General features: G+C 72.9%; 22 protein-coding genes. 12 read left to right on the top strand and 10 right to left on the bottom strand.

All coding sequences use genetic code 11. The annotated features are described in order from the left end of the window. Window positions 1-130: 130 nt before the first annotated feature. Complete coding sequence (locus C4J65_RS06070) at window positions 131-1474, top strand: hypothetical protein (protein ID WP_115741455.1); 1344 nt, start codon at window positions 131-133, stop codon at window positions 1472-1474. A gap of 32 nt (window positions 1475-1506) precedes the next feature. Here the strand turns inward: C4J65_RS06070 and C4J65_RS06065 are convergent, their stop codons facing one another. Beyond that, complete coding sequence (locus C4J65_RS06065) at window positions 1507-1920, bottom strand: VOC family protein (RefSeq protein ID WP_162833047.1); 414 nt, start codon at window positions 1918-1920, stop codon at window positions 1507-1509. Window positions 1921-2166: 246 nt separating this feature from the next. Here C4J65_RS06065 and C4J65_RS06060 point away from each other — a divergent pair, with 246 nt between their 5' ends. From C4J65_RS06060 to C4J65_RS06050, 3 genes are all read left to right on the top strand, one after another. Then, window positions 2167-3765, top strand: a complete 1599-nt coding sequence (locus C4J65_RS06060) for an ABC-F family ATP-binding cassette domain-containing protein (RefSeq protein ID WP_115741453.1) — start codon at window positions 2167-2169, stop codon at window positions 3763-3765. Between the two features lie 335 nt (window positions 3766-4100). Continuing rightward, entirely contained in the window at window positions 4101-4322 is a 222-nt protein-coding gene (locus C4J65_RS06055) for a helix-turn-helix domain-containing protein (protein ID WP_003976983.1), read from the top strand. 157 nt (window positions 4323-4479) lie between these two features. Then, window positions 4480-5283 (top strand): enoyl-CoA hydratase/isomerase family protein, encoded by an 804-nt coding sequence (locus tag C4J65_RS06050; protein ID WP_115741452.1) that lies wholly within the window; start codon window positions 4480-4482, stop codon window positions 5281-5283. A gap of 20 nt (window positions 5284-5303) precedes the next feature. On the opposite strand, the gene C4J65_RS06045 is transcribed toward C4J65_RS06050, so the two are convergent. Next, entirely contained in the window at window positions 5304-6083 is a 780-nt protein-coding gene (locus C4J65_RS06045; RefSeq protein WP_115741451.1) for a nucleopolyhedrovirus P10 family protein, read from the bottom strand. An 87-nt stretch (window positions 6084-6170) separates the two neighbouring features. On the opposite strand from C4J65_RS06045, the gene C4J65_RS06040 reads away from it, so the two are divergent. From C4J65_RS06040 to amaP, 5 genes are all read left to right on the top strand, one after another. After that, window positions 6171-6653, top strand: a complete 483-nt coding sequence (locus tag C4J65_RS06040) for an Asp23/Gls24 family envelope stress response protein (protein WP_115741450.1) — start codon at window positions 6171-6173, stop codon at window positions 6651-6653. A 64-nt stretch (window positions 6654-6717) separates the two neighbouring features. Continuing rightward, on the top strand, window positions 6718-6903 hold the full coding sequence (locus tag C4J65_RS06035; RefSeq protein ID WP_115741449.1) for a hypothetical protein: 186 nt from the start codon (window positions 6718-6720) through the stop codon (window positions 6901-6903). After that, entirely contained in the window at window positions 6900-7283 is a 384-nt protein-coding gene (locus C4J65_RS06030) for an Asp23/Gls24 family envelope stress response protein (RefSeq protein ID WP_115741448.1), read from the top strand. The genes C4J65_RS06035 and C4J65_RS06030 overlap by 4 nt, the downstream gene beginning before the upstream one ends. Then, window positions 7280-7960, top strand: coding sequence for a DUF6286 domain-containing protein (locus C4J65_RS06025; protein ID WP_115741447.1), 681 nt, complete (start codon window positions 7280-7282; stop codon window positions 7958-7960). The genes C4J65_RS06030 and C4J65_RS06025 overlap by 4 nt, the downstream gene beginning before the upstream one ends. Then, the gene (gene amaP, locus C4J65_RS06020; RefSeq protein ID WP_115741446.1) at window positions 7957-8544 is read left to right on the top strand and encodes an alkaline shock response membrane anchor protein AmaP; all 588 of its coding nucleotides are present in this window, start codon (window positions 7957-7959) and stop codon (window positions 8542-8544) included. The genes C4J65_RS06025 and amaP overlap by 4 nt, the downstream gene beginning before the upstream one ends. 121 nt (window positions 8545-8665) lie before the next feature. Here amaP and C4J65_RS06015 read toward each other — a convergent pair whose 3' ends face one another. The 8 genes from C4J65_RS06015 to C4J65_RS05980 all read right to left on the bottom strand — a co-directional run bounded on the left by C4J65_RS06015 (window position 8666) and on the right by C4J65_RS05980 (window position 16856). Beyond that, window positions 8666-9421 (bottom strand): SDR family oxidoreductase, encoded by a 756-nt coding sequence (locus C4J65_RS06015; protein WP_115741445.1) that lies wholly within the window; start codon window positions 9419-9421, stop codon window positions 8666-8668. A gap of 5 nt (window positions 9422-9426) precedes the next feature. Continuing rightward, window positions 9427-11214: a glycoside hydrolase family 15 protein gene (locus tag C4J65_RS06010; protein ID WP_115741444.1), complete on the bottom strand. Its 1788-nt coding sequence runs from the start codon at window positions 11212-11214 to the stop codon at window positions 9427-9429. A gap of 64 nt (window positions 11215-11278) precedes the next feature. Further along, on the bottom strand, window positions 11279-12070 hold the full coding sequence (locus tag C4J65_RS06005; protein WP_162833046.1) for an SURF1 family protein: 792 nt from the start codon (window positions 12068-12070) through the stop codon (window positions 11279-11281). A 143-nt stretch (window positions 12071-12213) separates the two neighbouring features. After that, the gene (locus tag C4J65_RS06000; protein ID WP_115741443.1) at window positions 12214-12447 is read right to left on the bottom strand and encodes a hypothetical protein; all 234 of its coding nucleotides are present in this window, start codon (window positions 12445-12447) and stop codon (window positions 12214-12216) included. Between the two features lie 63 nt (window positions 12448-12510). Further along, window positions 12511-13497 carry a DEDDh family exonuclease gene (locus C4J65_RS05995; RefSeq protein ID WP_115741442.1) on the bottom strand — a complete coding sequence of 329 codons (987 nt, stop codon included), beginning with the start codon at window positions 13495-13497 and terminating at the stop codon, window positions 12511-12513. A gap of 104 nt (window positions 13498-13601) precedes the next feature. Further along, on the bottom strand, window positions 13602-14609 hold the full coding sequence (locus tag C4J65_RS05990; protein ID WP_115741441.1) for a CopD family protein: 1008 nt from the start codon (window positions 14607-14609) through the stop codon (window positions 13602-13604). Window positions 14610-14659: 50 nt separating this feature from the next. Continuing rightward, window positions 14660-15148, bottom strand: a complete 489-nt coding sequence (locus tag C4J65_RS05985; protein WP_240330379.1) for a hypothetical protein — start codon at window positions 15146-15148, stop codon at window positions 14660-14662. Window positions 15149-15317: 169 nt separating this feature from the next. Beyond that, window positions 15318-16856, bottom strand: a complete 1539-nt coding sequence (locus tag C4J65_RS05980; RefSeq protein ID WP_115741440.1) for a S8 family serine peptidase — start codon at window positions 16854-16856, stop codon at window positions 15318-15320. Window positions 16857-17207: 351 nt separating this feature from the next. Between C4J65_RS05980 and C4J65_RS05975 the strand changes: the two genes are divergently transcribed. From C4J65_RS05975 to moaA, 3 genes are all read left to right on the top strand, one after another. After that, window positions 17208-17582: a DUF485 domain-containing protein gene (locus C4J65_RS05975; protein ID WP_003976999.1), complete on the top strand. Its 375-nt coding sequence runs from the start codon at window positions 17208-17210 to the stop codon at window positions 17580-17582. Next, complete coding sequence (locus C4J65_RS05970) at window positions 17579-19213, top strand: cation acetate symporter (protein ID WP_115741439.1); 1635 nt, start codon at window positions 17579-17581, stop codon at window positions 19211-19213. Before C4J65_RS05975 ends, C4J65_RS05970 begins: the two co-directional genes overlap by 4 nt. A gap of 167 nt (window positions 19214-19380) precedes the next feature. After that, window positions 19381-20370, top strand: coding sequence for a GTP 3',8-cyclase MoaA (gene moaA / locus C4J65_RS05965; protein ID WP_240330378.1), 990 nt, complete (start codon window positions 19381-19383; stop codon window positions 20368-20370). The last annotated feature ends 9 nt before the right edge of the window (window positions 20371-20379 follow it).

The following is a 20379-nucleotide window of genomic DNA, read 5'->3' as shown; positions in this document are numbered from 1 at the left end:
GGCCGCCGGGGCATTCCGTTTGGGTTTTCGGACCGTCAACCGGAAGACTGCACCCGTGACGTCCCGTATCCCGCGCGACTCCAGGCTTCGACTCGTCCGCCCGCGACCCCTGGCCGCCGCCCCCCAAGCGATGAATCAGCGGCGTCCGCGCCGCCCCGCGCCGCGCCCCCCGGAAGGCACACCGGCCCGCTCGGAGCTGGCCGGAATGGCCCGCTCCGGCCTTGCCGACGCGGCCCGCGTCGCCCGCTGGGCCGACTCCGCACTCGGCCCCGGCCGCGGCAGCGCGACCGCCGACGGCAAGGCCACCCTGTCCGACCCCACCGCCGACCACGCGGCCCGCGAGCTGGGCCTGCCCGTGGCCAAGGTCCGCGCCGACTGGGACACCGCCCGCCTCGCCGGACTGGTCGAGGTGCACGGCGACACCGCCCGCCCCGGCTGGCGGCTGCGCGCCTGGAACCGCGACGACAGCGCCGTGCTGCGCGGCTGGGTCGCCCTCTTCGACGCCTGGTCGCTCGCCCACCCCGAGCCCGCCGGGCAGGAGCCCGGCGCGGTGGCCGAGGTCGTCTCCGCGATGCCCCAGGTGCTCTCCTTCCTCCAGCTGTCCGCCGGGCCCGTCCCCGTGGCGCAGCTCCTGGACCTGCTGGAGCAGCGAGTCACCGAACTGCGCACCGAACGCTGCGAGGTGCCCTACGGCCCCCGGCTGGAACCCGGTACCCCGGGCGCCGAGCCGGACCCGGCCCCGGCCACCGACACCGCGCTCGCCCCCCTCCTCGACTGGGCCCTGCACGCCCTCGCCGCCGTCGGCGCCCTCACCTGCGGCGACGGACAGGCCACGCTCACCCCGCTCGGCAGCTGGGCGGTCTGGGTCAAGCTGGAGCAGATCTGCGTCGCCGCGCAGAGCCCCGCCGGCAACATCGAGCAGTCGGCCGAGGGCATGCTCCGCGGCTGCGCACAGCTCCGGCCCAACGCGGCCCGCGCCGAGTACCGCGCCTGGCTCGCCGCCCGCCCCGTCGGCAGCGCCGTCGCCGAGCTGCTCGGCGCCGCCCGCGGCGAGGACGCCCTGCTGCGCGGCCTCGCCTTCGAGGCGCTGCGCGTCGTCGGCGCACCCGCCGAGCCCGACGTCCGCGGCGTCCTCGACGAGCCGACGCTCAGGCCGTACGCCCTGCTGTGGCTCGCCGAGCACGACGGCGCCGATCCCGAGGACGCCCACGAGGTCCTCACCCGCCCGGAGGCCACCTGGCTGTGGGTCGACACCGCGGCCGCCGTCGCCGACCACGGGGAGGCCCCGCTGCTGGTGCGGCACCTGGAGTCGGCGGTGCAGGCCACCGTCCCGGCCCTGCTCGACGAGGTCCGCGCGGTCGGTCACCCCCGCACCGTGCAGGTCCTGGTGGCGCTGGCCGCCGCGCACCCGGACCCCGCCCTGGCCAAGGCCGTACGCCGGGCGGCCTTCCAGGTCCACACCGGGGGCAGCTGACCCGCCGGCCCCGACGGGCGAACCGCCGGAGGCTACCCGCGTACCTCCGGCGCGTACGTCCCGAAGCTCCAGACGTTGCCCTCCAGGTCGCGGGCCATGTAGTCCCGCGAGCCGTAGTCCTGGTCGGTCGGGGGCATCAGGATCTCCGCGCCGTGCTCCACGGCCCGCCGGTGATGGGCGTCGACGTTCGCCACCACCACGTACACCCCCGCGGGGCCTGCGCCCTTCATCGCCTCGTCGAAGCGGCCGCCCCTGCCCTTGGAACCGAGCATGACCGCGCCGTTGCCCTGGGTCAGCTCGGCGTGGGCCACCGAGCCGTCCTCGCCCTCGTACACCGCGAGTTCGGTGAAGCCGAAGGCCTCGGTGAGCTGTCGGATCGCCGCCTTGGCGTCCACGTACTGGAGCGTCGGGCAGATGCTCGGGCTGCCGCCCGCGTTGCCTGCCATGCCGATCACTTCCCTGTGAGCCGATGGTTCGTCCTGACTGACCGAGCCCGTGGCCCGAAGGGCGCTTTGGACTCGTTCGCCCAGTCTTGCACCGCCCACTGACAACGCCGGGCCGACGCCCGGCGGGGAAAAGCGGTTGCACCGCCCCGTTAGACTGGCCCTCATGGCCATTCTCCTCGTGCATTAGAGCGGCGGGAACCTCCACAGCCGCCCATCCCCGCCACCCACCCGCCCAGGAGTCTGACCGTGATCTCCGCCTCCGGCATCGAGCTGCGCGCCGGTGCCCGTGTCCTCATCGAGAGCGCCACCTTCCGCGTCGCCAAGGGCGACCGCATCGGCCTGGTCGGCCGCAACGGCGCCGGCAAGACCACCCTCACCAAGGTCCTGGCCGGCGAGGGCCAGCCCGCGGCCGGTGCCGTCACCCGCTCCGGCGAGGTCGGCTACCTCCCGCAGGACCCGCGCACCGGCGACCTCGACGTACTCGCCCGCGACCGCATCCTGTCCGCCCGCGGTCTGGACACCCTGATCCGCAAGATGCGCGACAACGAACAGCGCATCGCCAACGGCCAGGGCGCCACCCGTGAGAAGGCGCTCAAGCAGTACGAGCGTCAGGAGACCGAGTTCCTCACCAAGGGCGGATACGCCGCCGAGGCCGAGGCCGCCACCATCGCCGCCGCGCTCAACCTGCCCGACCGGGTGCTCGGCCAGCCCCTGCACACGCTCTCCGGCGGTCAGCGCCGCCGCATCGAGCTGGCCAGGATCCTGTTCTCGGACGCCGACACCCTGCTGCTCGACGAGCCGACCAACCACCTCGACGCCGACTCGATCATCTGGCTGCGCGACTACCTGAAGACCTACCGCGGCGGCTTCATCGTGATCTCCCACGACGTCGACCTGGTCGAGACGGTCGTCAACAAGGTGTTCTACCTGGACGCCAACCGCTCCCAGATCGACGTCTACAACATGGGCTGGAGGCTCTACCAGCAGCAGCGCGAGGCCGACGAGAAGCGCCGCAAGCGCGAGCGTCAGAACGCGGAGAAGAAGGCGTCCGCGCTGCACTCGCAGGCCGACAAGATGCGCGCCAAGGCCACCAAGACCGTCGCCGCGCAGAACATGGCCCGCCGGGCGGACAAACTGCTGGCCGGTCTGGAGGCCGAGCGGAAGTCCGACAAGGTCGCCAAGCTCCGCTTCCCCGAGCCCGCGCCCTGCGGCAAGACCCCGCTGACCGCCGAGGGACTCTCCAAGTCGTACGGCTCCCTGGAGATCTTCACCGACGTCGACCTGGCCATCGACAAGGGCTCCCGGGTCGTCATCCTCGGCCTCAACGGCGCCGGCAAGACCACGCTGCTGCGCCTCCTGGGCGGCGTGGAGAAGCCCGACACCGGCCAGGTCGTCGAGGGCCACGGCCTCAAGCTCGGGTACTACGCGCAGGAGCACGAGACCCTCGACCCCGAGCGCACCGTCCTGGAGAACATGCGCTCGGCCAACCCCGACCTGGACCTGGTCGAGGTCCGCAAGACGCTGGGCTCGTTCCTGTTCTCCGGCGACGACGTGGACAAGCCCGCCGGCGTCCTCTCCGGCGGTGAGAAGACCCGTCTCGCCCTGGCCACCCTCGTGGTGTCCTCGGCGAACGTGCTGCTCCTCGACGAGCCCACCAACAACCTCGACCCGGCCAGCCGTGAGGAGATCCTCGGCGCGCTGCGCACCTACAAGGGCGCCGTCGTCCTGGTCACCCACGACGAGGGCGCCGTCGAGGCGCTCCAGCCGGAACGGATCATTCTGCTTCCGGACGGCGTCGAGGACCTGTGGGGCGCCGACTACGCGGACCTCGTCGCCCTCGCTTGATCGAATGGATGATCCACTGGTTATGGATCATTCGGCCGATCCGTGATCCACCATCTGTGTGAGATCTCCTCATCAAGAAGTGTGTCCTACATCGAATTCGCGGCCGGGGCCCTCATTGCCGGGGCCTCGGCCGCGACGCCTTTCTGACCTGGAATTTCGCGGAGAAACCCGTTCGGCCGAACCCTCCCGATTCTCTGGAATCGGGGATTCCGCATGTGGGGACTCGCTCCTGTCGTCACAACCTTGTCTCATCGACCTTGCCGAATGGGTGGCCATGAGGGCCTGGAGGGGTGATCATGAGGAGACCAGAGCGCACTTCCCATGAGGAGGCACGGGTGGCCGAGACTCTGAAGAAGGGCAGCCGGGTTACCGGCGCCGCGCGCGACAAGCTCGCGGCAGACCTGAAGAAGAAGTACGACGCCGGTGCGAGCATCCGGGCGTTGGCCGAGGAAACCGGCCGCTCGTATGGCTTTGTGCACCGCATGCTCAGCGAGTCGGGCGTCACGCTCCGAGGGCGTGGCGGGGCTACCCGGGGCAAGAAGGCCACTTCGGCCTGACGTCCCGGGCGGCCCCCGACTCCGAAAGTGATGGTGGCCACCCGGCCGGTCGTCCGACCGTCCGGGTGGTTACTGTGCAGTCACTTAGCCCTGCCGTCGCACGGCGCACCGTCCGGCGCGCGGCGGGGACGACGACCGCACCTTTCGGAGGCGCCCCATGGCTTCGCCCGCCCACGACCCCGGTCCCGCACTCGACCAGGACGGCGTGCGGCTCACCGTCGACGACGCGATCGCCACGGTGACGCTGACCAACCCGGCCAAGCGCAACGCGCAGAGCCCCGCTCTGTGGCGGGCGCTCGCCGAGGCCGGCCGGCTGCTGCCGGGCTCCGTCCGTGCCGTGGTGCTGCGGGCCGAGGGCAAGTCCTTCTCGGCCGGGCTCGACCGGCAGGCGTTCACGCCCGAGGGCTTCGACGGCGAACCGTCGTTCATCGACCTCGCGCGGGGCGGCGACGCCGAGCTGGACGCGGCCATCGCCGGGTACCAGGAGGCGTTCACCTGGTGGCGGCGCAGCGACCTCGTTTCGGTCGCCGCCGTGCAGGGGCACGCCATCGGGGCGGGCTTCCAGCTGGCCCTCGCCTGCGACCTGCGGGTCGTCGCCGACGACGTGCAGTTCGCCATGCGCGAGACCAGCCTGGGCCTGGTGCCGGACCTGACGGGCACGCATCCCCTGGTGTCCCTGGTCGGGTACGCCCGTGCGCTGGAGATCTGCGCCACCGGGCGCTTCGTCGCGGCCGAGGAGGCCGTGAGCACCGGCCTGGCCAACCTCGCCGTGCCCGCGGACCAGCTCGACCCCGCCGTGCACGACCTGGTGTCCGCGATCCTGGCCGCACCGCGTGACGCGGTCGTCGAGACCAAGGCGCTGCTCCAGGGCGCCCTGACGCGGGACTACGAGACCCAGCGCACCGCCGAACGGGCCGCGCAGGGGCGTCGGCTGCGCGACCTGGCGGGGCTCGGGGAGTAGGGGCGCCCAGGCGCGCCTTCTCAGCCGACGTCCGTCCGTGTCACCACCACCGCCACCGACGGACGGTCCGGCAGCGCCTCGGACACCGCCGCGCGGACCCGCCGGGTCACCTCGACGGCCCGGTGGTCCGCCCGCACCGCCAGCTCCACCCGGACATGGCGGCGCGGCAGAGCACTCTCCCGCGGTGACGGCTCGGTCAGGTGCACCGGACGGCCCAGTACGCCCGTCAGCCGCATCACGCCCGGCACCGTCAGCGCGGCCCGGGCGACGCGCCCCTCGTCGCCGCTCGCTTCGCTTCCGCCGTCGCCGTCGCCGTCGCCGTCGCCGTCGGCCGCGTCGGCGGGTCCCGGCCCGGGCCCGGCGTCCGGCCCCGCCTCCGGCGGCTCGTCGAGCAGGCCGGTCACCCGCAGGTCCACGTCCGCCGTCGCGAGGCCGAGCCGCGCGGTCGCCGCCTCCGTCAGCGCGGCACGCAGGCGCGCGGCCGTGGCCGGCAGTGGCTCCGCGGCCGCCGCCGTGAGCCCCACGACCGCCGCGAAGCCGGCCGTCACCCGCAACGGACCGGGCGGCAGCGCACCCGGCGGCAGCGGTACGGCGGGCTCGCCCACGTCGTCCGGGTCCGCGAGCCCGACCCGCAGCTCACCCGGCCGCACACCCGGCACGCCCCGGGCCGCCGCCAGCAGCACCTCCCGTGCCGCACGCTCGGCGATCCAGGCACCGTCCTTCGGGCCGCCCAGCGGCAACAGCCTGCCGAGACCCAACTGCTCCCGCACCGTCCGCGTCCACCGGTCCGCCGTCGTCATTGCTCCAGCCTGCCGCATCCATGGCGCGAGCCACCGCAACCCCGCCTAACGTGGGCACAGGACTACGACCGAAAGGGACGTACGGCGATGAGCGACATGGAGAGCCACCGGAGCGGGCAGGACACGATCGAGACCCCCGGTACGGCCAAGGGCCAGACGATTCGGCGCGGCGGCGGAGACCCCGGCACCCGGGGACGGACCACCATCGCCGACGGCGTCGTGGAGAAGATCACCGGAATGGCGGCCCGCGACGTCGCCGGTGTGCACGCGATGGGCAGCGGAATGTCCCGTACCTTCGGCGCCGTGCGCGACCGGGTGCCCGGCGGGACCAAGTCCGGGGTGACGCGCGGGGTGAAGGCCGAGGTCGGCGAGAAGCAGACCGCCCTCGACCTGGAGATCGTCGTCGAGTACGGCGTGTCGATCGCGGACGTGGCACGGGACGTGCGGGAGAACGTGGTGGCTGCGGTGGAGCGGATGACCGGTCTGGAGGTCGTCGAGGTCAACATCGCGGTGAGCGACGTGAAGCTGCCCGACGAGGAGGACGAGGAACCGGAGCCCCGGATCAGGTGACACGGACACTGACGGAACGGGCTGAGGGAACGGTGAGTGAATCGGTGACTGAGGGGAGCGCACCATGAGCATGGCCGTGGTCGGCATGATCGCCGGCATGGCACTGGGCTTCGCCGGATACTTCGGCGGGTTCGGTGCCTTCCTGCTGGTGGCGGCCCTGGGGGCCGTCGGGTTCGTCGTAGGCCGTTTCCTGGAGGGGGACATGGATCTCGGTGACCTCTTCCGCACCCGCGACGACCGGCGGCGGTGACCGGCGTGAGCGATGGAGCCGGTGAGCTCCTCGAACCCCTGGCCCGCGTGGCACCGGGCGAGCGCGGCGCCACGCGGATCGCCGACCGGGTCGTCGCCAAGGTCGCCGCCCGGGCGGCGCGCGAGGCGCTCGGCCCGCTCCACCCGGACGCCGCACGGCCGTACGCCACCGTCGACGTCCACCACGACACCGCCCACGTCCGGGTCCACCTCGAACTCGACTACCCGTGCGACATCGGCGCCCGCTGCCGCCAGGTGCGTCACCAAGTCGTCCAGCGGGTACGTGCGTTGGTGGGCATGGCGGTGCCGGAGGTCGCCGTCCAGGTGGAGCGGCTGCACCTGTCGGCGCAGTACGGCGCGAGGCACGGGAGGACGCGATGAGCGAGCCCCAGGGCTCCGGGACGGGAGAGGGCAGCACCCAACGCCTGCCCGTCGTGGAACGCGGCACCCGGCCGGGTGCCGCACCGTCGCTGGACAAGGAGGAGCCCGGACTCCCGGAGGTCTCCGGGAGCGGACGGGCCGGGCGTTTCTGGTCCGCGCGCCGCGTCCCCGCCGGCCTCGTCGCGCTGCTGCTCCTGCTCCTGGCCGGGGCGTTCCTCTACGACGTCGTCGCCGTGCGCGCCGGCCGGTCCGCGCTCGGCTGGCGCCGCGACCTGGCCCGGCAGCTCGCCGAACGGCCCGTCGACGACACCTGGGTGCTGGTCGGCGCGGGAGTCGCCGCGGCCCTCGGGCTCTGGCTGCTCGTGCTGGCCCTCACCCCCGGACTGCGCCGGGTGCTGCCGATGCGGCGCACGCACCCCGACGTACGCGCCGGACTGCACCGGGACGCCGCCGCCACGGTGCTGCGCGACCGGGCCATGGAGGTGTCCGGGGTGCAGTCGGCACGGGTACGGCTGCGCCGCCGCCGGGCTCGCGTACGGGCACTGTCGCACTTCCGGGAACTGGACGACGTACGGGCCGACCTGGACGGTGTGCTCGACGACGCGGTGCGCGGCCTCGGTCTGGCCCGGCCGCCCGCCGTGTCGCTGCGGGTGGCGCGCCCCGGACGGAAGGGGTGAGCGCGGTGCTCAGGACGGTGAACCGAGTACTGACCGCACTGGCGGGCCTGGTCCTGCTGGCCCTCGGCGGCGCCGTGCTGGCCGTGGGCTTCGACGCCCCGGCGCCCTCCTGGTGGGTCCACCAGGGGCCGCACGACGTGCTGCTGAGCAACGCCGAACGGACCCGGTGGCGGGAGGCCGGCTGGTGGTGGCCGGTCGTCATCGCCGCACTCGCCGTCCTGCTGCTGCTCGCCCTGTGGTGGCTGGTCGCGGTGGTACGCCGCCGCAGGCTCACCGAGGTCCTCGTCGACACCGGGGACGGCGAGGGCGCCACGCTGCGCGGCAGGGCACTGGAGGACGTCATCGCCGGCGAGGCGGACCGCGTGGACGGGGTCGAGCGGGCGGGCGCCCGGCTCACCGGCCGCCGCGACGCCCCGGCGACCCGTCTCCGGCTGCTCCTGGCCCCCCACGTGGACCCCGGTACGGCCCTGCACGAGCTCACCACCCGGGCCCTGGCCCACGCCCGCGACTCGGCGAACCTCCCCTCCCTCCCGGCGGAGGTCCAGCTCCGGGGCGTCAAGCACGGGGCGGAGCGGGTCAACTGAGGGAGCGGCAGCCCCGGGCGCACCACGATCGGGGCTCGGGCCGGGTCTCGGCCATCGTCGCGGGATCGCGGCAGCGGCCTCGGGCCCGGCGCCCGCGCCCGGGCCCCGCCCGTCCGGTTCCTCAGAAGCCGTGCCGCACGCCGCCGTCCACCGGCAGCATCACGCCCGTGATGTACGACGCCGCGGGGGAGAGCAGGAACGCCGCCGCGCGGCCGAACTCCTCCGGGGCGCCGTAGCGGCGCAGCGGGATGCGGGACTCGGCGGCCGTCCTGGTCGCCTCCGGGTCGGCGGACAGCCCGTCCAGCTCGCGCACCCGGTCGGTGTCGACGCGGCCCGGCAGCAGGCCGACGACGCGGATGCCGCGCGGGCCCAGCTCGTCGGCGAGGGACTTGGCGAAGCCCGCGAGTCCGGGGCGCAGACCGTTGGAGATGGTCAGGCCCGGGATCGGCTCGTGCACCGAACCCGACAGCACGAACCCGATCACCCCGCCGTCCGCCAGCTCGGCCGCCGCCGCCCGGGCCAGCCGCACCGCGCCGAGGAACACCGACTCGAACGCCGACTGCCACTGCTCGTCCGTGGTGTCGGCGACGAACCCGGGCGGCGGCCCGCCCACGCTGATCAGCACGCCGTCGAAACGCCCGAAGCGCTCACGGGCGGTGGCGATCAGCCGCCCGGCGGCCTCGGGGTCCGCGTTGTCCGCGGCGATCCCGACCGCGTCCGGTCCCAGCGCCGAGGCCGCCTCCGCGACGCTCTTCTCGTCCCGCCCCGTGACGACCACCCTCGCCCCGTCGGCGACCAGCTCGCGCGCGGCGGCGTTGCCCAGGCCCCGGGTGGCACCCGTGACGACGTACACCCGGTCCTTCAGTCCAAGATCCATGGCCCCTATCCTGCCCCCTCGCCCCCGAACAGGGCGAGGGCCGTGTTCACCAGGCCGACGTGGCTGAAGGCCTGCGGGAAGTTGCCGAGCTGGTGTCCGGCCACCGGGTCGTACTCCTCGGCCAGCAGCCCCACGTCGTTGGCGAGCCCCACCAGCCGCTCGAACAGCTCCCGCGCCTCCTTCGTCCGGCCGGTGGCGTGCAGCGCGTCCGCGTACCAGAACGAGCACACCAGGAACGTCCCCTCGCCGCCCGGCAGACCGTCCACGGGAGCGCCCTCGGTGCTGTAGCGCCGCACCAGACCGTCCCGGGTCAGCTCGGCGCCGATCGCGTCGACCGTGCCGACCACGCGCGGGTCGTCCGGCGGCAGGAAGCCGACGCGCGGGACGAGCAGCAGCGAGGCGTCCAGCTCCCGCGAGCCGTAGTACTGGGTGAAGGTGTTGCGCACCGGGTCGTAGCCCTTCTCGCACACCTCCCGGTGCACCTCGTCGCGCAGTGCCCGCCAGCCGTCGAGGTCACCGCCGCCCAGCTCGGGGTGGTGCTCCAGCGTGCGCACCGCCCGGTCCAGGGCCACCCACGTCATCACCTTCGAGTGCACGAACTGCCGGCGACCGCCCCGCACCTCCCACAGCCCCTCGTCCGGTTCCCGCCACGCCGTGGCCAGGAACTCCATCAGGGCGCACTGCAGCTCCCACATCTGCGGCCGCGGACGCATCCCCGCCAGCCGGGCCAGCGACAGGGAGTCCATGACCTCGCCGTACACGTCCAGCTGGAGCTGGTTCACCGCGTCGTTGCCGATCCGTACCGGCGCGGAGCCGGCGAAGCCGGACAGCCACGGCAGTTCGGACTCGGGCAGCCGCCGCTCGCCCGCGACGCCGTACATGATCTGCAGGTCCGCCGGGTTGCCCGCGACCGCGCGCAGCAGCCAGTCGCGCCAGGCCTCGGCCTCCTCCAGGTACCCGGCCGACAGCAGGGCGCCCAGGGTGAGCGTGGAGTCGCGCAGCCAGCAGAAGCGGTAGTCCCAGTTGCGCACGCCGCCCGGCTCCTCGGGCAGCGAGGTGGTGGGCGCCGCCACGATGCCGCCGGTGGGCTTGTACGTGAGTGCCTTCAGCGTGATCAGGGAGCGGACCACGGCGTCCCGGTGCGGCCCGGCGTAGCGGCAGCGGGCCGCCCACTCGCGCCAGTCCTCGACGCTGTGCTCCAGCGACGTGTACGGGTCGATCAGCGGCGGCCGGGGCTCGTGCGAGGGGTGCCAGGTCAGCACGAACGCGACCTTCTCGCCCGCGGCGACGGTGAACTCCGCGTGCGTCCCGAAGTCCTGGCCCCAGCTGTGCACCTCGGGCTCGCTGCGCAGCCACGCCGAGTCCGGCCCGGCGACGGCCACCCGGTGCCCGTCGGCCCGGCGCACCCACGGGACGATCGAGCCGTGGTCGAAGCGCAGCCGGAGCACGCTGTGCACGGTGACCTCGCCGCTCAGGCCCTCCACGATGCGGACGAGGTCGGGGGCCCGGTCGCGCTGGGGCATCAGGTCGGTGACGCGGACCGCACCGTCCTCGGTCTCCCACTCGGTGTCCAGGACGAGGGTGTCCGGCCGGTAGGCGCGCCGGGTGCAGCGCTCCGCGCCCCTGGGCGCGATGCGCCAGTGGCCGTTGTCCTCGTCGCCGAGCAGCTTCGCGAAGCAGGCGGCCGAGTCGAAGCGGGGCAGGCAGAGCCAGTCCACGGAGCCGTCCGTGGAGACCAGGGCGGCGGTCTGCTGGTCGCCGATGAGCGCGTAGTCCTCGATGTGGGGGTGCACGGGTTGACCTCTTCCCGGCCTCGGCCGGAGCAATCGGATCCGCCCGCGCGCTCCCGCCGCCCGGCTACACCGTGACGGGTTCCGCCTCCGCGGGCTCCACGTCCTCGGCGGCCTCCCGGTCGCGCTTCTCCCGGCGGACCAGGAACCACCAGCCGACCGGTACGGCCGCGGCGAACAGCCACCACTGGATCGCGTAGGCGAAGTTCAGCGCGGCGTTCTCGTTGCCGGGCCCGCCGATCGGCTCCGGGGCGTCGTTCTTCGGCTCGGGAGTCTTCAGGACCACGTACCCGCCGAGCACCCGGGCGTCCAGACGCTCGGCCTGCTGCTCGCTGTTGATGAGCATGATCTGCCGGTCCGGGAGACCCTCGAGGTCCTTGATGCCGCTCGCCTCGGTCGTCTCGTCGGGCATCAGCCGGCCGGTGAGGGTGAGCTCGCCCCGAGGCGGTGCGGGGACCTTCGGGAACGCGGTCTGGCTCGGGCCGTCCGCGGGGATCCAGCCCCGGTTGACCAGCAGGACCCTGCCGTCGTTCAGCACGAACGGGGTCAGCACGTGGTAACCGATGTTGTCGTCGGAGTCGGTGCGGCGGCGGACCACGACCTCGCGGTCCGTGTCGAAGCGGCCCTCCGCGGTGACGGTGCGGTACCGCTCGCGCGTGGTGATCTTCTTGCCGGGTGCGGTCAGCGACTCCACGGGCGCCGGTGAGGCCTCGAGCGCGCGCGCGACCAGGTCGTTCCGGGCGGTGCGCTCCTCGTAGCGGTGCATCTGCCAGAAGCCCAGCTCGATCATCGTGGGGATGAGCAGCACGGCGAGCAGCGTGAGGATCACCCACTGGCGGGACAACAGGAAGCGGTACACGCATCGACGGTACCTTGGCCGGGATCGGCCCTCGCGGGGAGGTCCCCGCGAGGGCCGCAGCCCCGCGTCTGCGGGGAGCATGTCCGACAGCAGTGCCGCGGCGTGGGTCAACGAGGGTTTTTCCCGACGGTCACGCGAAGCGCTCAGACCTTGTCGACGATCCCCGCCCTCCCCTCCGCGCGGGCGCAGTGGGCGCCGCAGAACCAGTGGCCCTCGACCTCGACGCCCTGGCCGATGATCTGTACCCGGCAGTGCTCGCAGAGGGGGGCCATCCGGTGGATCGCGCAGGAGAAGCAGTCGAAGACGTGCACCGCTCCCTGGGCGTGGACCTCGAAGGTCATTCCGTAGTTGTTGCCGCAGACTTCACATGTCGCCATGCGCCACAGGGTGGGCCGTCGCCGTGAACGCGCGCCGGTGGCCGCCGGGCGAGTCGCCCGGAATCACCCGTCCGCAGGCTCGACGTCCGCGAGCAGTTGCCCGAAGGCCGCCTCGTCCACCACCGGCGTCCCGAACTGGCGGGCCTTGACCACCTTCGAGGTGCCCGAGTCCGGGTCGTTGGTGACCAGCAGGCTGGTCAGCCGGGACAGGCTGGTCGCGACGTGCAGCCCCGCCTCGACGGCGCGGTCCTCCAGCAGGTCGCGCTCGACGGAGGTGTCGCCCGAGAAGGCGACCCGCATGCCCTGCTTGAGGCGTTTGCCCGCTTCGTACCGACCCGGGTTGGGATGGGGGCATGCGGGCCTTTTGCGGGAGGGGCGCCAACTGGTCGGCCGGTGGCTCCCGTAGCCCGCCTGCTGCCCGATCCGGGGCGCGGGCCGGTCCGACCACTCGGTCAGCGGCCGGCACTCCAGCAGCGGCAGCCGCACGTCCCCGGCCGCCGCGGCGAGCAGGCTCGGCCGGAACGCCTCCGCCAGCACCCGCGCGTCGTCCAGCGCGTGGTGCGCCCGCCGCTGCACGACGCCGAAGTGCGCGGCCAGCGACTCCAGCTTGTGGTTGGGCAGCGGCAGGTCCAGCGCCTTGGACAGGGCGATGGTGCACAGGCGTTGACGCACCGGTGCCTCGCGCTGCGCGCGCGCGTACTCACGGGCGATCATCTGCCAGTCGAAGACCGCGTTGTGCGCGACGAGGACCCGTCCGTCGAGCCGGGCGGCGAACTCCTCGGCGACGTCCGGGAAGAGCGGCGCGTCCCGGAGTACGTCGCTGGTCAGACCGTGTATCCACACCGGGCCCGGATCGCGCTGCGGATTGACCAGGGTGTACCAGTGGTCCTCGACCTCGCCGCGGGCGTCCAGCCGGTAGACGGCCGCCGAGATGATGCGGTCGTCGCGGGCCAGGCCGGTGGTCTCCACGTCGACGACCGCGTACCCCTGGGGATACGCGGCCGGCCACGCCGTGGCGGGCGGCGCTGCGGTCGTGCGGTCTTCGAGCATGGTCAATGAGGATACGGGCCGGGACCGACACTCCGGTCCCGCAGGTGCCCCGTGCCGTCAAGTTCCGGGCGCCGGGGGAGGGTTGCGGCACCGTGCGGGCGCACTCACCAACGGATCGGCACCGGAAGGGCCGTCAGAAGCCCCGACACCGCCACCACCACGCCCAGCGCGACGACCTCCGCGCGCGCAGGGGAGCAGGCGGCCAGCGGGTCGGCCGCGCGGCTCAGCCGGATCCTGGCCCACAGCGCGAGGGCGGCGACGGCGGCCACCAGGAGCACCTTGGCCAGCAGGACCCGCCCGTAAGCGGTGTCCGTCAGCTGGTCCAGGATCGTGCCCGCCGGCATCCGGCGCAGCGAACTGCCCACCCCGGTGGCCGTGAGCGCCGCCAGCAGAACGGCGGCCACGCGCGCGTAGAGCCCCAGCAGGGCCGGCCCCGCCTCTGCCGGCCCCCATCGCCGCAGGGTCCGCAGCACGTACAGCAGACCGCCCACCCACAGGGAGGCGCACGTCAGATGGACGAGGGTCAGTCCGGAGCCGAGCAGCGGGCTGTACTCGGTAGTGGGGTGCGCGCGCAGCGCGTCCGCGACGACCACCGCGGCCAGCGGCCACACCTGGAGTCCGGGCCGCCGCGAGGTCGAGCACAGCCAGGCCGCGAGGAATCCGTTGACCTCCAGCAGCGCGAGCTTGCCGTCGCGGGACTCGTAGAGACCGCCGACGTCGACGTCGGCGACGGAGCCCGGCACCAGATTGCCCGTGGCCACGACCGAGGCCAGCCCCAGCGCGGCGGCGAGACCGACGGCGGCCGCGTACGGCGACCAGCTGCGGGGCCGGTCCGGGGGAGCGCCGGGCAGCGACCGGGCCAGCCGGTTCACGAAGAGTTCGCCGAGCGGCACGCTCAGCGCGGCGAAGAGCACCGTGCGCAGCAGGGCGATGCCGCCGGTGCCGGGTGCCTCGGCCTCCCCGGTGCCGTGCAGCGCGGGGGAGGGGCCGAGCACGGGTATCAGCGCGCCCAGTGCCACCAGCACGAGTACGACGACCGTCCGGCCGGTGCCGGAGGGCCGTGAGTGGCGTCCGGTGTCGGTGGTCCGGGCCGGGGGGCGTATCGAGGTCACCCCAGGATCTTCACCAAGTCGTCAGATCCGGGCAAGTTCCGCCGTCGCCGTCATGAGCCCCCTGCCGCGTCGGCCGCGGACGCGTCCTGCGGGTGGGAAGCGGCCGACCACCACAGCCGCACCTCCTTGCGCACGTCCGTGGGCCGCAGCTCCCACCCCTGGGCAAGGGCGACCTCGGCGACGCACCGTCCGCCGACGCCGCGGTGGACGCGCCGGGGTATCTCGCCCTCCACGGGCGGCCGCGCCCTCTTCGGCTCGCGCGGGGCGGAGGCCCGCTCGGTCCGGTTGCCCACCACCTTCTCGACCCGCGCCCGGTAGCAGGCGGCATCCCCCTCGTGCCGCGGCTCGGACCACGTCACACACCAGGAGCCCAGCCGGGCGATACCGTCGAGGACGTCGCCCGCGAACTTCACGTAGCAGCGTCCGAAGCCCTCACCGACCGCCACGGTCCCGTCGGCGAACAGGCCCACCACGAAGGGCACCACGGCGGCCGCCGGCCAGAGCACGCACGGCAGCGGGGCGACCCGCGGGGTCGCCACGAACCTCAGGGCGGCGACCAGCGGGGACGCACCGGTTCGGGACCCGGGTGGCGGGATCCTCGTAAGTGTCCACGGCGAAGATACTGCTGCTGCCGCACGACGACGGGGACGGCGGACCGGATGGGAACCGGACCACCGCCCCCGCGTCACGCACGGGTACGCGTACCGGCTACCAGGTCACCGCGTCCAGCGCGTCGGCCATGCCCCAGCCGTAGAAGCCGTTGCGGTTCTTCGGGCCCTCGCACACCGCGTCGACCTTGCCGTCGCCGTCGATGTCGTACGGGTTGGTGCACGCCGTGGCGTCGGCCTCGGCGTACAGCAGTGCCTTCACCATGGCGGGGGAGGCGTGCGGGTGCGTCGACTTGATGAGGGCGGCGACGCCCGCGACGTGCGGGGAGGCCATCGACGTACCGGCCATGTAGCCCCACTTGCCGCCGGGCAGCGTGCCCAGGATCAGTCCGCTCGTGGCGGGCGGCTCCGGCGTCTGGTAGGCCGTCGAGTCGCCGCCGGGCGCGGCGATGTCGATGACGCCAAGGCCGTGGTTGGAGAAGGACGACTTGAGACCCTTCGCACCGGTCGCCGCGACCGTCACGACGCCCGGCAGCTGGGTCGGGATGTCCAGGCACTTCGACGGGTCGACGGTCCGGTCGCCGGGCGTGGTGTCGTTGGGCGAGGACGGGTCGGTGATCTCGTCGGAGGTGAGGTCGTAGTTCTCGTTGCCGGCCGCGGCGACGTTGACCGCGCCCTTCCTCTCCGCGTACCGCGAGGCCCGCGAGACGGCCTCGACCAGCGCCTTCTGGTCCGGGTCGTCCTTGCAGTTGAAGTACCACGGGTCGGTGTAATAGCTGTTGTTGGTCACGTCGACGCCGTGCTCGGCTGCCCACATGAAGCCGCAGACCACGGCCTCGGTGTAGAAGAACCCGTCGGGGTTGGAGACCTTGATGCCGGCCACCTTCACCCCGGGCGCCACGCCGGTCATGCCGACGCCGTTCTTGGCGGCGGCTATCTCCCCGGCCACGTGGGTGCCGTGCGGGCTCTCCGCCGCGCTCGGCCGCCAGGCCCCGTCGGCGGTGTCCGGCTTGCCCGCCACACAGTTGACGGACGCCCGCCGGTCGAAGTTCGGGGCGATGTCCGGGTGGGTGTCGTCGACACCGGTGTCGATGACTGCGACGGTCACCTTCTTGCTGCCCAGCGACTTCTCGTGCGCCTTGTCCGCCTTGATGGCGGGCAGGTCCCACTGGAGCGACTCCAGCGGGTCCTGGCCCTCGGCCTTGGCCGAGGTGGCCCTGGCGGCGGCCAGCTCCTTGCCGTCGAGCACCTGCGGCGCGCCCGTGTCGGTCGTGGCGGCCGAGGGCAGCGGTGCGGTGCGGGTGGCACCGGCCGACTGCACGCCGCGCACCTTGCGGACGGACTCGGCGAAGTCGGGGTTCGCGGAGTGGACGACGATCACGCCGATCCGGTCGTACGACGTGACGATCGTGCCGCCCGCCTTGGCTATCGCCCGCCGCACGGTGGCCGAAGGACGGTGCCCGGGGGCGACGTTGACGACGTAGCTGAGCGAGGTCGCGTCCGCCGCCGTCGAGGGGGCGGCCTGGGCCGCGGGGGCCGCGGCGGCCGGGGTGCCCGGCAGGAACGCGAGCGACGCGGCCACGGCCAGGCCGGCCGGGATCGCGAGGGCGCGGCGGTGACGCGGGTGGGGAGCGGTCATGCGTGGTGTCTCCAGTCCGTCGGGAAAACTCGGGAAACGGGCCGGCGTCTGGAGCGCGGATCGCGCGCGGAACGCAGATGATCCATGGGGTCTCCACATCATCCGGCAGAAACGGCACCTGCCCGGGACACGGGTAACCAGGCAGGTACATGACGTAGTGGTGCAGGGTGAAGCTATCCCCCGAAGTCCCTGGCCAGCAATGACCCACCGAGGGTGACTTCGGAAAGTGCCACGGGTGTTGAACCGGTCCCCGCGGGGCGCCGTGTCGTTGGACAGGGAGCCCGAGCACGATCAGCCCCCTGCGAGAACACCGAGGTCCAAGCCGTCATGTCCGTCGTACGAGGAGACTCCGTGGCCACCGACGCACCGCCCCCCTCGAAAGAGGAGCCCCCCTCGCAAGAGGAACACCGACTCCCCTCCGCCGAGGAGTTCTCCGAAGTGCAGCAGAGCGCCGAGTTCGCCGAACTGCGCCGCTCCTTCCGCTCCTTCGCCTTCCCGCTGACCGTCGCCTTCGTCGCCTGGTACCTGCTCTACGTGCTGCTGTCGAACTACGCGGGCGGCTTCATGGGCACCAAGCTGTTCGGCAACATCAACGTCGCGTTCGTCTTCGGCATCGCCCAGTTCGTCACCACGTTCCTCATCGCCTGGTGGTACTCGCGGCATGCCGCCGCGAAGCTCGACCCCAAGGCCGAGGCCATCAAGACCCGGATGGAGGGCGGCGCATGAGCCCCGCACAGTCCGTATTCGCCGCCGAGCTGGCCGCCAACGAGGCCAGCGAGCACCGGCCGCTCATCATCACGCTCTTCGCGGTCTTCGTCCTCGCGACGCTCGGCATCACCGTCTGGGCGGGCCGCCAGACCAAGGACGCCGCCGACTTCTACGCGGGCGGCCGGTCCTTCAGCGCCTTCCAGAACGGCCTAGCCGTCTCCGGCGACTACATGTCGGCCGCGTCCTTCCTCGGCATCGCCGGCGCCATCGCCCTCTTCGGCTACGACGGCTTCCTCTACTCCATCGGCTTCCTGGTCGCCTGGCTGGTCGCCCTGCTCCTGGTCGCCGAGCCGCTCAGGAACTCCGGCCGCTACACGATGGGCGACGTCCTCGCCTACCGCATGCGCCAGCGCCCGGTGCGCACCGCCGCCGGCACCTCCACGATCGTCGTCTCGATCTTCTACCTGCTGGCCCAGATGGCGGGCGCGGGCGTCCTCGTCTCGCTGCTGCTCGGCATCACCTCCGACGCGGGCAAGATCCTCATCGTCGCCCTCGTCGGCGTCCTGATGATCGTGTACGTGACCATCGGCGGCATGAAGGGCACCACCTGGGTCCAGATGGTCAAGGCCGTACTGCTGATCAGCGGCACCATCCTGATCACCTTCCTGGTGCTGCTGAAGTTCGACTTCAACATCTCCGACCTGCTCGGCAAGGCCGCGGAGAACAGCGGCGCGGGCTCCGCGTTCCTGGAGCCCGGCCTCCAGTACGGCGCGAGCGGCACCACCAAGCTCGACTTCATCTCCCTGGGCATCGCCCTGGTGCTCGGCACCGCCGGCCTGCCGCACATCCTGATCCGCTTCTACACGGTGCCCAACGCCAAGGCCGCCCGTAAGTCCGTGAACTGGGCGATCGGCATCATCGGCGCCTTCTACCTGATGACCATCGCCCTCGGCTTCGGCGCCGCCGCGCTCATCGGGAAGGACGAGATCATCGCGTCCAACCCGTCCGGCAACACGGCCGCGCCCCTGCTCGCGCTGCACGTGGGCGGCGTCGACTCGGCCTGGGGCGCGATCCTGCTCGCCACGATCTCGGCGGTGGCCTTCGCGACCATCCTCGCCGTCGTCGCGGGCCTCACCCTCGCCTCGTCCTCGTCCTTCGCGCACGACATCTACGCCAACGTCATCCGCAAGGGGCAGGCCACCGAGAAGGAGGAGATGAAGGCCGCCCGCTGGGCGACCGTCTTCATCGGTATCGTCTCCATCGCGCTCGGCGCCCTCGCCCGCGACCTGAACGTGGCCGGCCTGGTCGCGCTGGCCTTCGCGGTCGCCGCGTCCGCCAACCTGCCGACGATCCTCTACAGCCTGTTCTGGAAGCGGTTCACCACCCAGGGCGCCCTGTGGTCGATCTACGGCGGCCTGATCGTCGCCGTCGGCCTGGTGCTGTTCTCCCCCGTCGTCTCCGGCGACCCCAAGGCGATGTTCCCGGACGTCGACTTCGCCTGGTTCCCGCTGAAGAACCCCGGCATCATCTCCATCCCGTTCGGCTTCCTGATGGGCTGGCTCGGCACGGTCCTGTCGAAGGAGAAGCCCGACGAGGCGAAGTACGCGGAGCTGGAGGTCCGGTCCCTGACCGGCACCGGAGCGCACTGACGCCCCCGCCCGACCGGTGCCGGCGCGGCCGCTCGTAGATCCCTACGAGGCGGCCGCGTCCCGCGTCGTGGGATCGGGCGGCTGTCGATGTCGGACCCGTCACGTAGGCTCGACGGTGTCGGAGGAGAGAAGTGCTCCGCCGATCCGCGTCGAGGGAGGGGGCCCCTGTGCTCATCGACACCTACGGCCGAGTGGCAACCGACCTGAGGGTCTCGCTCACCGACCGCTGCAATCTGCGCTGCACCTACTGCATGCCCGAAGAGGGCCTGAAGTGGCTCGCCAAGCCCGACCTGCTCACGGACGACGAGATCGTCCGCCTCATCGACATCGCGGTCACCTCCCTCGGCATCGAGGAGGTCCGCTTCACCGGCGGCGAGCCGCTGCTGCGCCCCGGCCTGGTCGGCATCGTCGAGCGCGTCGCCGCCCTCGCCCCGCGCCCCCAGATGTCGCTGACCACCAACGGCATCGGCCTCAGGCGCACGGCGAGCGCCCTGAAGGCCGCGGGCCTGGACCGGGTCAACGTCTCCCTGGACACCCTGCGCCCGGACGTCTTCAAGACCCTCACCCGCCGGGACCGCCACAAGGACGTCCTGGAGGGCCTGGAGGCCGCCCGCGAGGCCGGACTCACCCCGGTCAAGGTCAACAGCGTCCTGATGCCGGAGCTCAACGACGACGAGGCGCCCGACCTGCTCGCCTGGGCCGTCGAGCACGACTACGAGCTGCGTTTCATCGAGCAGATGCCCCTGGACGCCCAGCACGGCTGGAAGCGCGAGGGCATGGTCACCGCCGGTGACATCCTGACCTCCCTGCGCACCCGCTTCGAGCTGACCGCAGAGGGCTCCGAGGAGCGCGGCTCGGCCCCCGCCGAACGCTGGCTGGTGGACGGCGGCCCGCACCGCGTCGGCGTCATCGCCTCCGTCACCCGCCCGTTCTGCTCGGCCTGCGACCGCACCCGCCTGACCGCCGACGGCCAGGTGCGCACCTGCCTGTTCGCCACCGAGGAGACCGACCTGCGCGCCGCCCTGCGCTCCGGCGCCCCCGACGAGGAGATCGCCCGCATCTGGCGCCTGGCCATGTGGGGCAAGAAGGCGGGCGCGGGACTGGACGATCCGACGTTCGTCCAGCCGGACCGCCCGATGTCGGCGATCGGAGGCTAGGACCGGATC

This window comes from Streptomyces sp. CB09001 (genome assembly GCF_003369795.1).
Lineage (GTDB): Bacteria > Actinomycetota > Actinomycetes > Streptomycetales > Streptomycetaceae > Streptomyces.
Note: the sequence above shows the minus strand (reverse complement) of the source record. Positions and strands in the feature narration are given on the sequence as shown.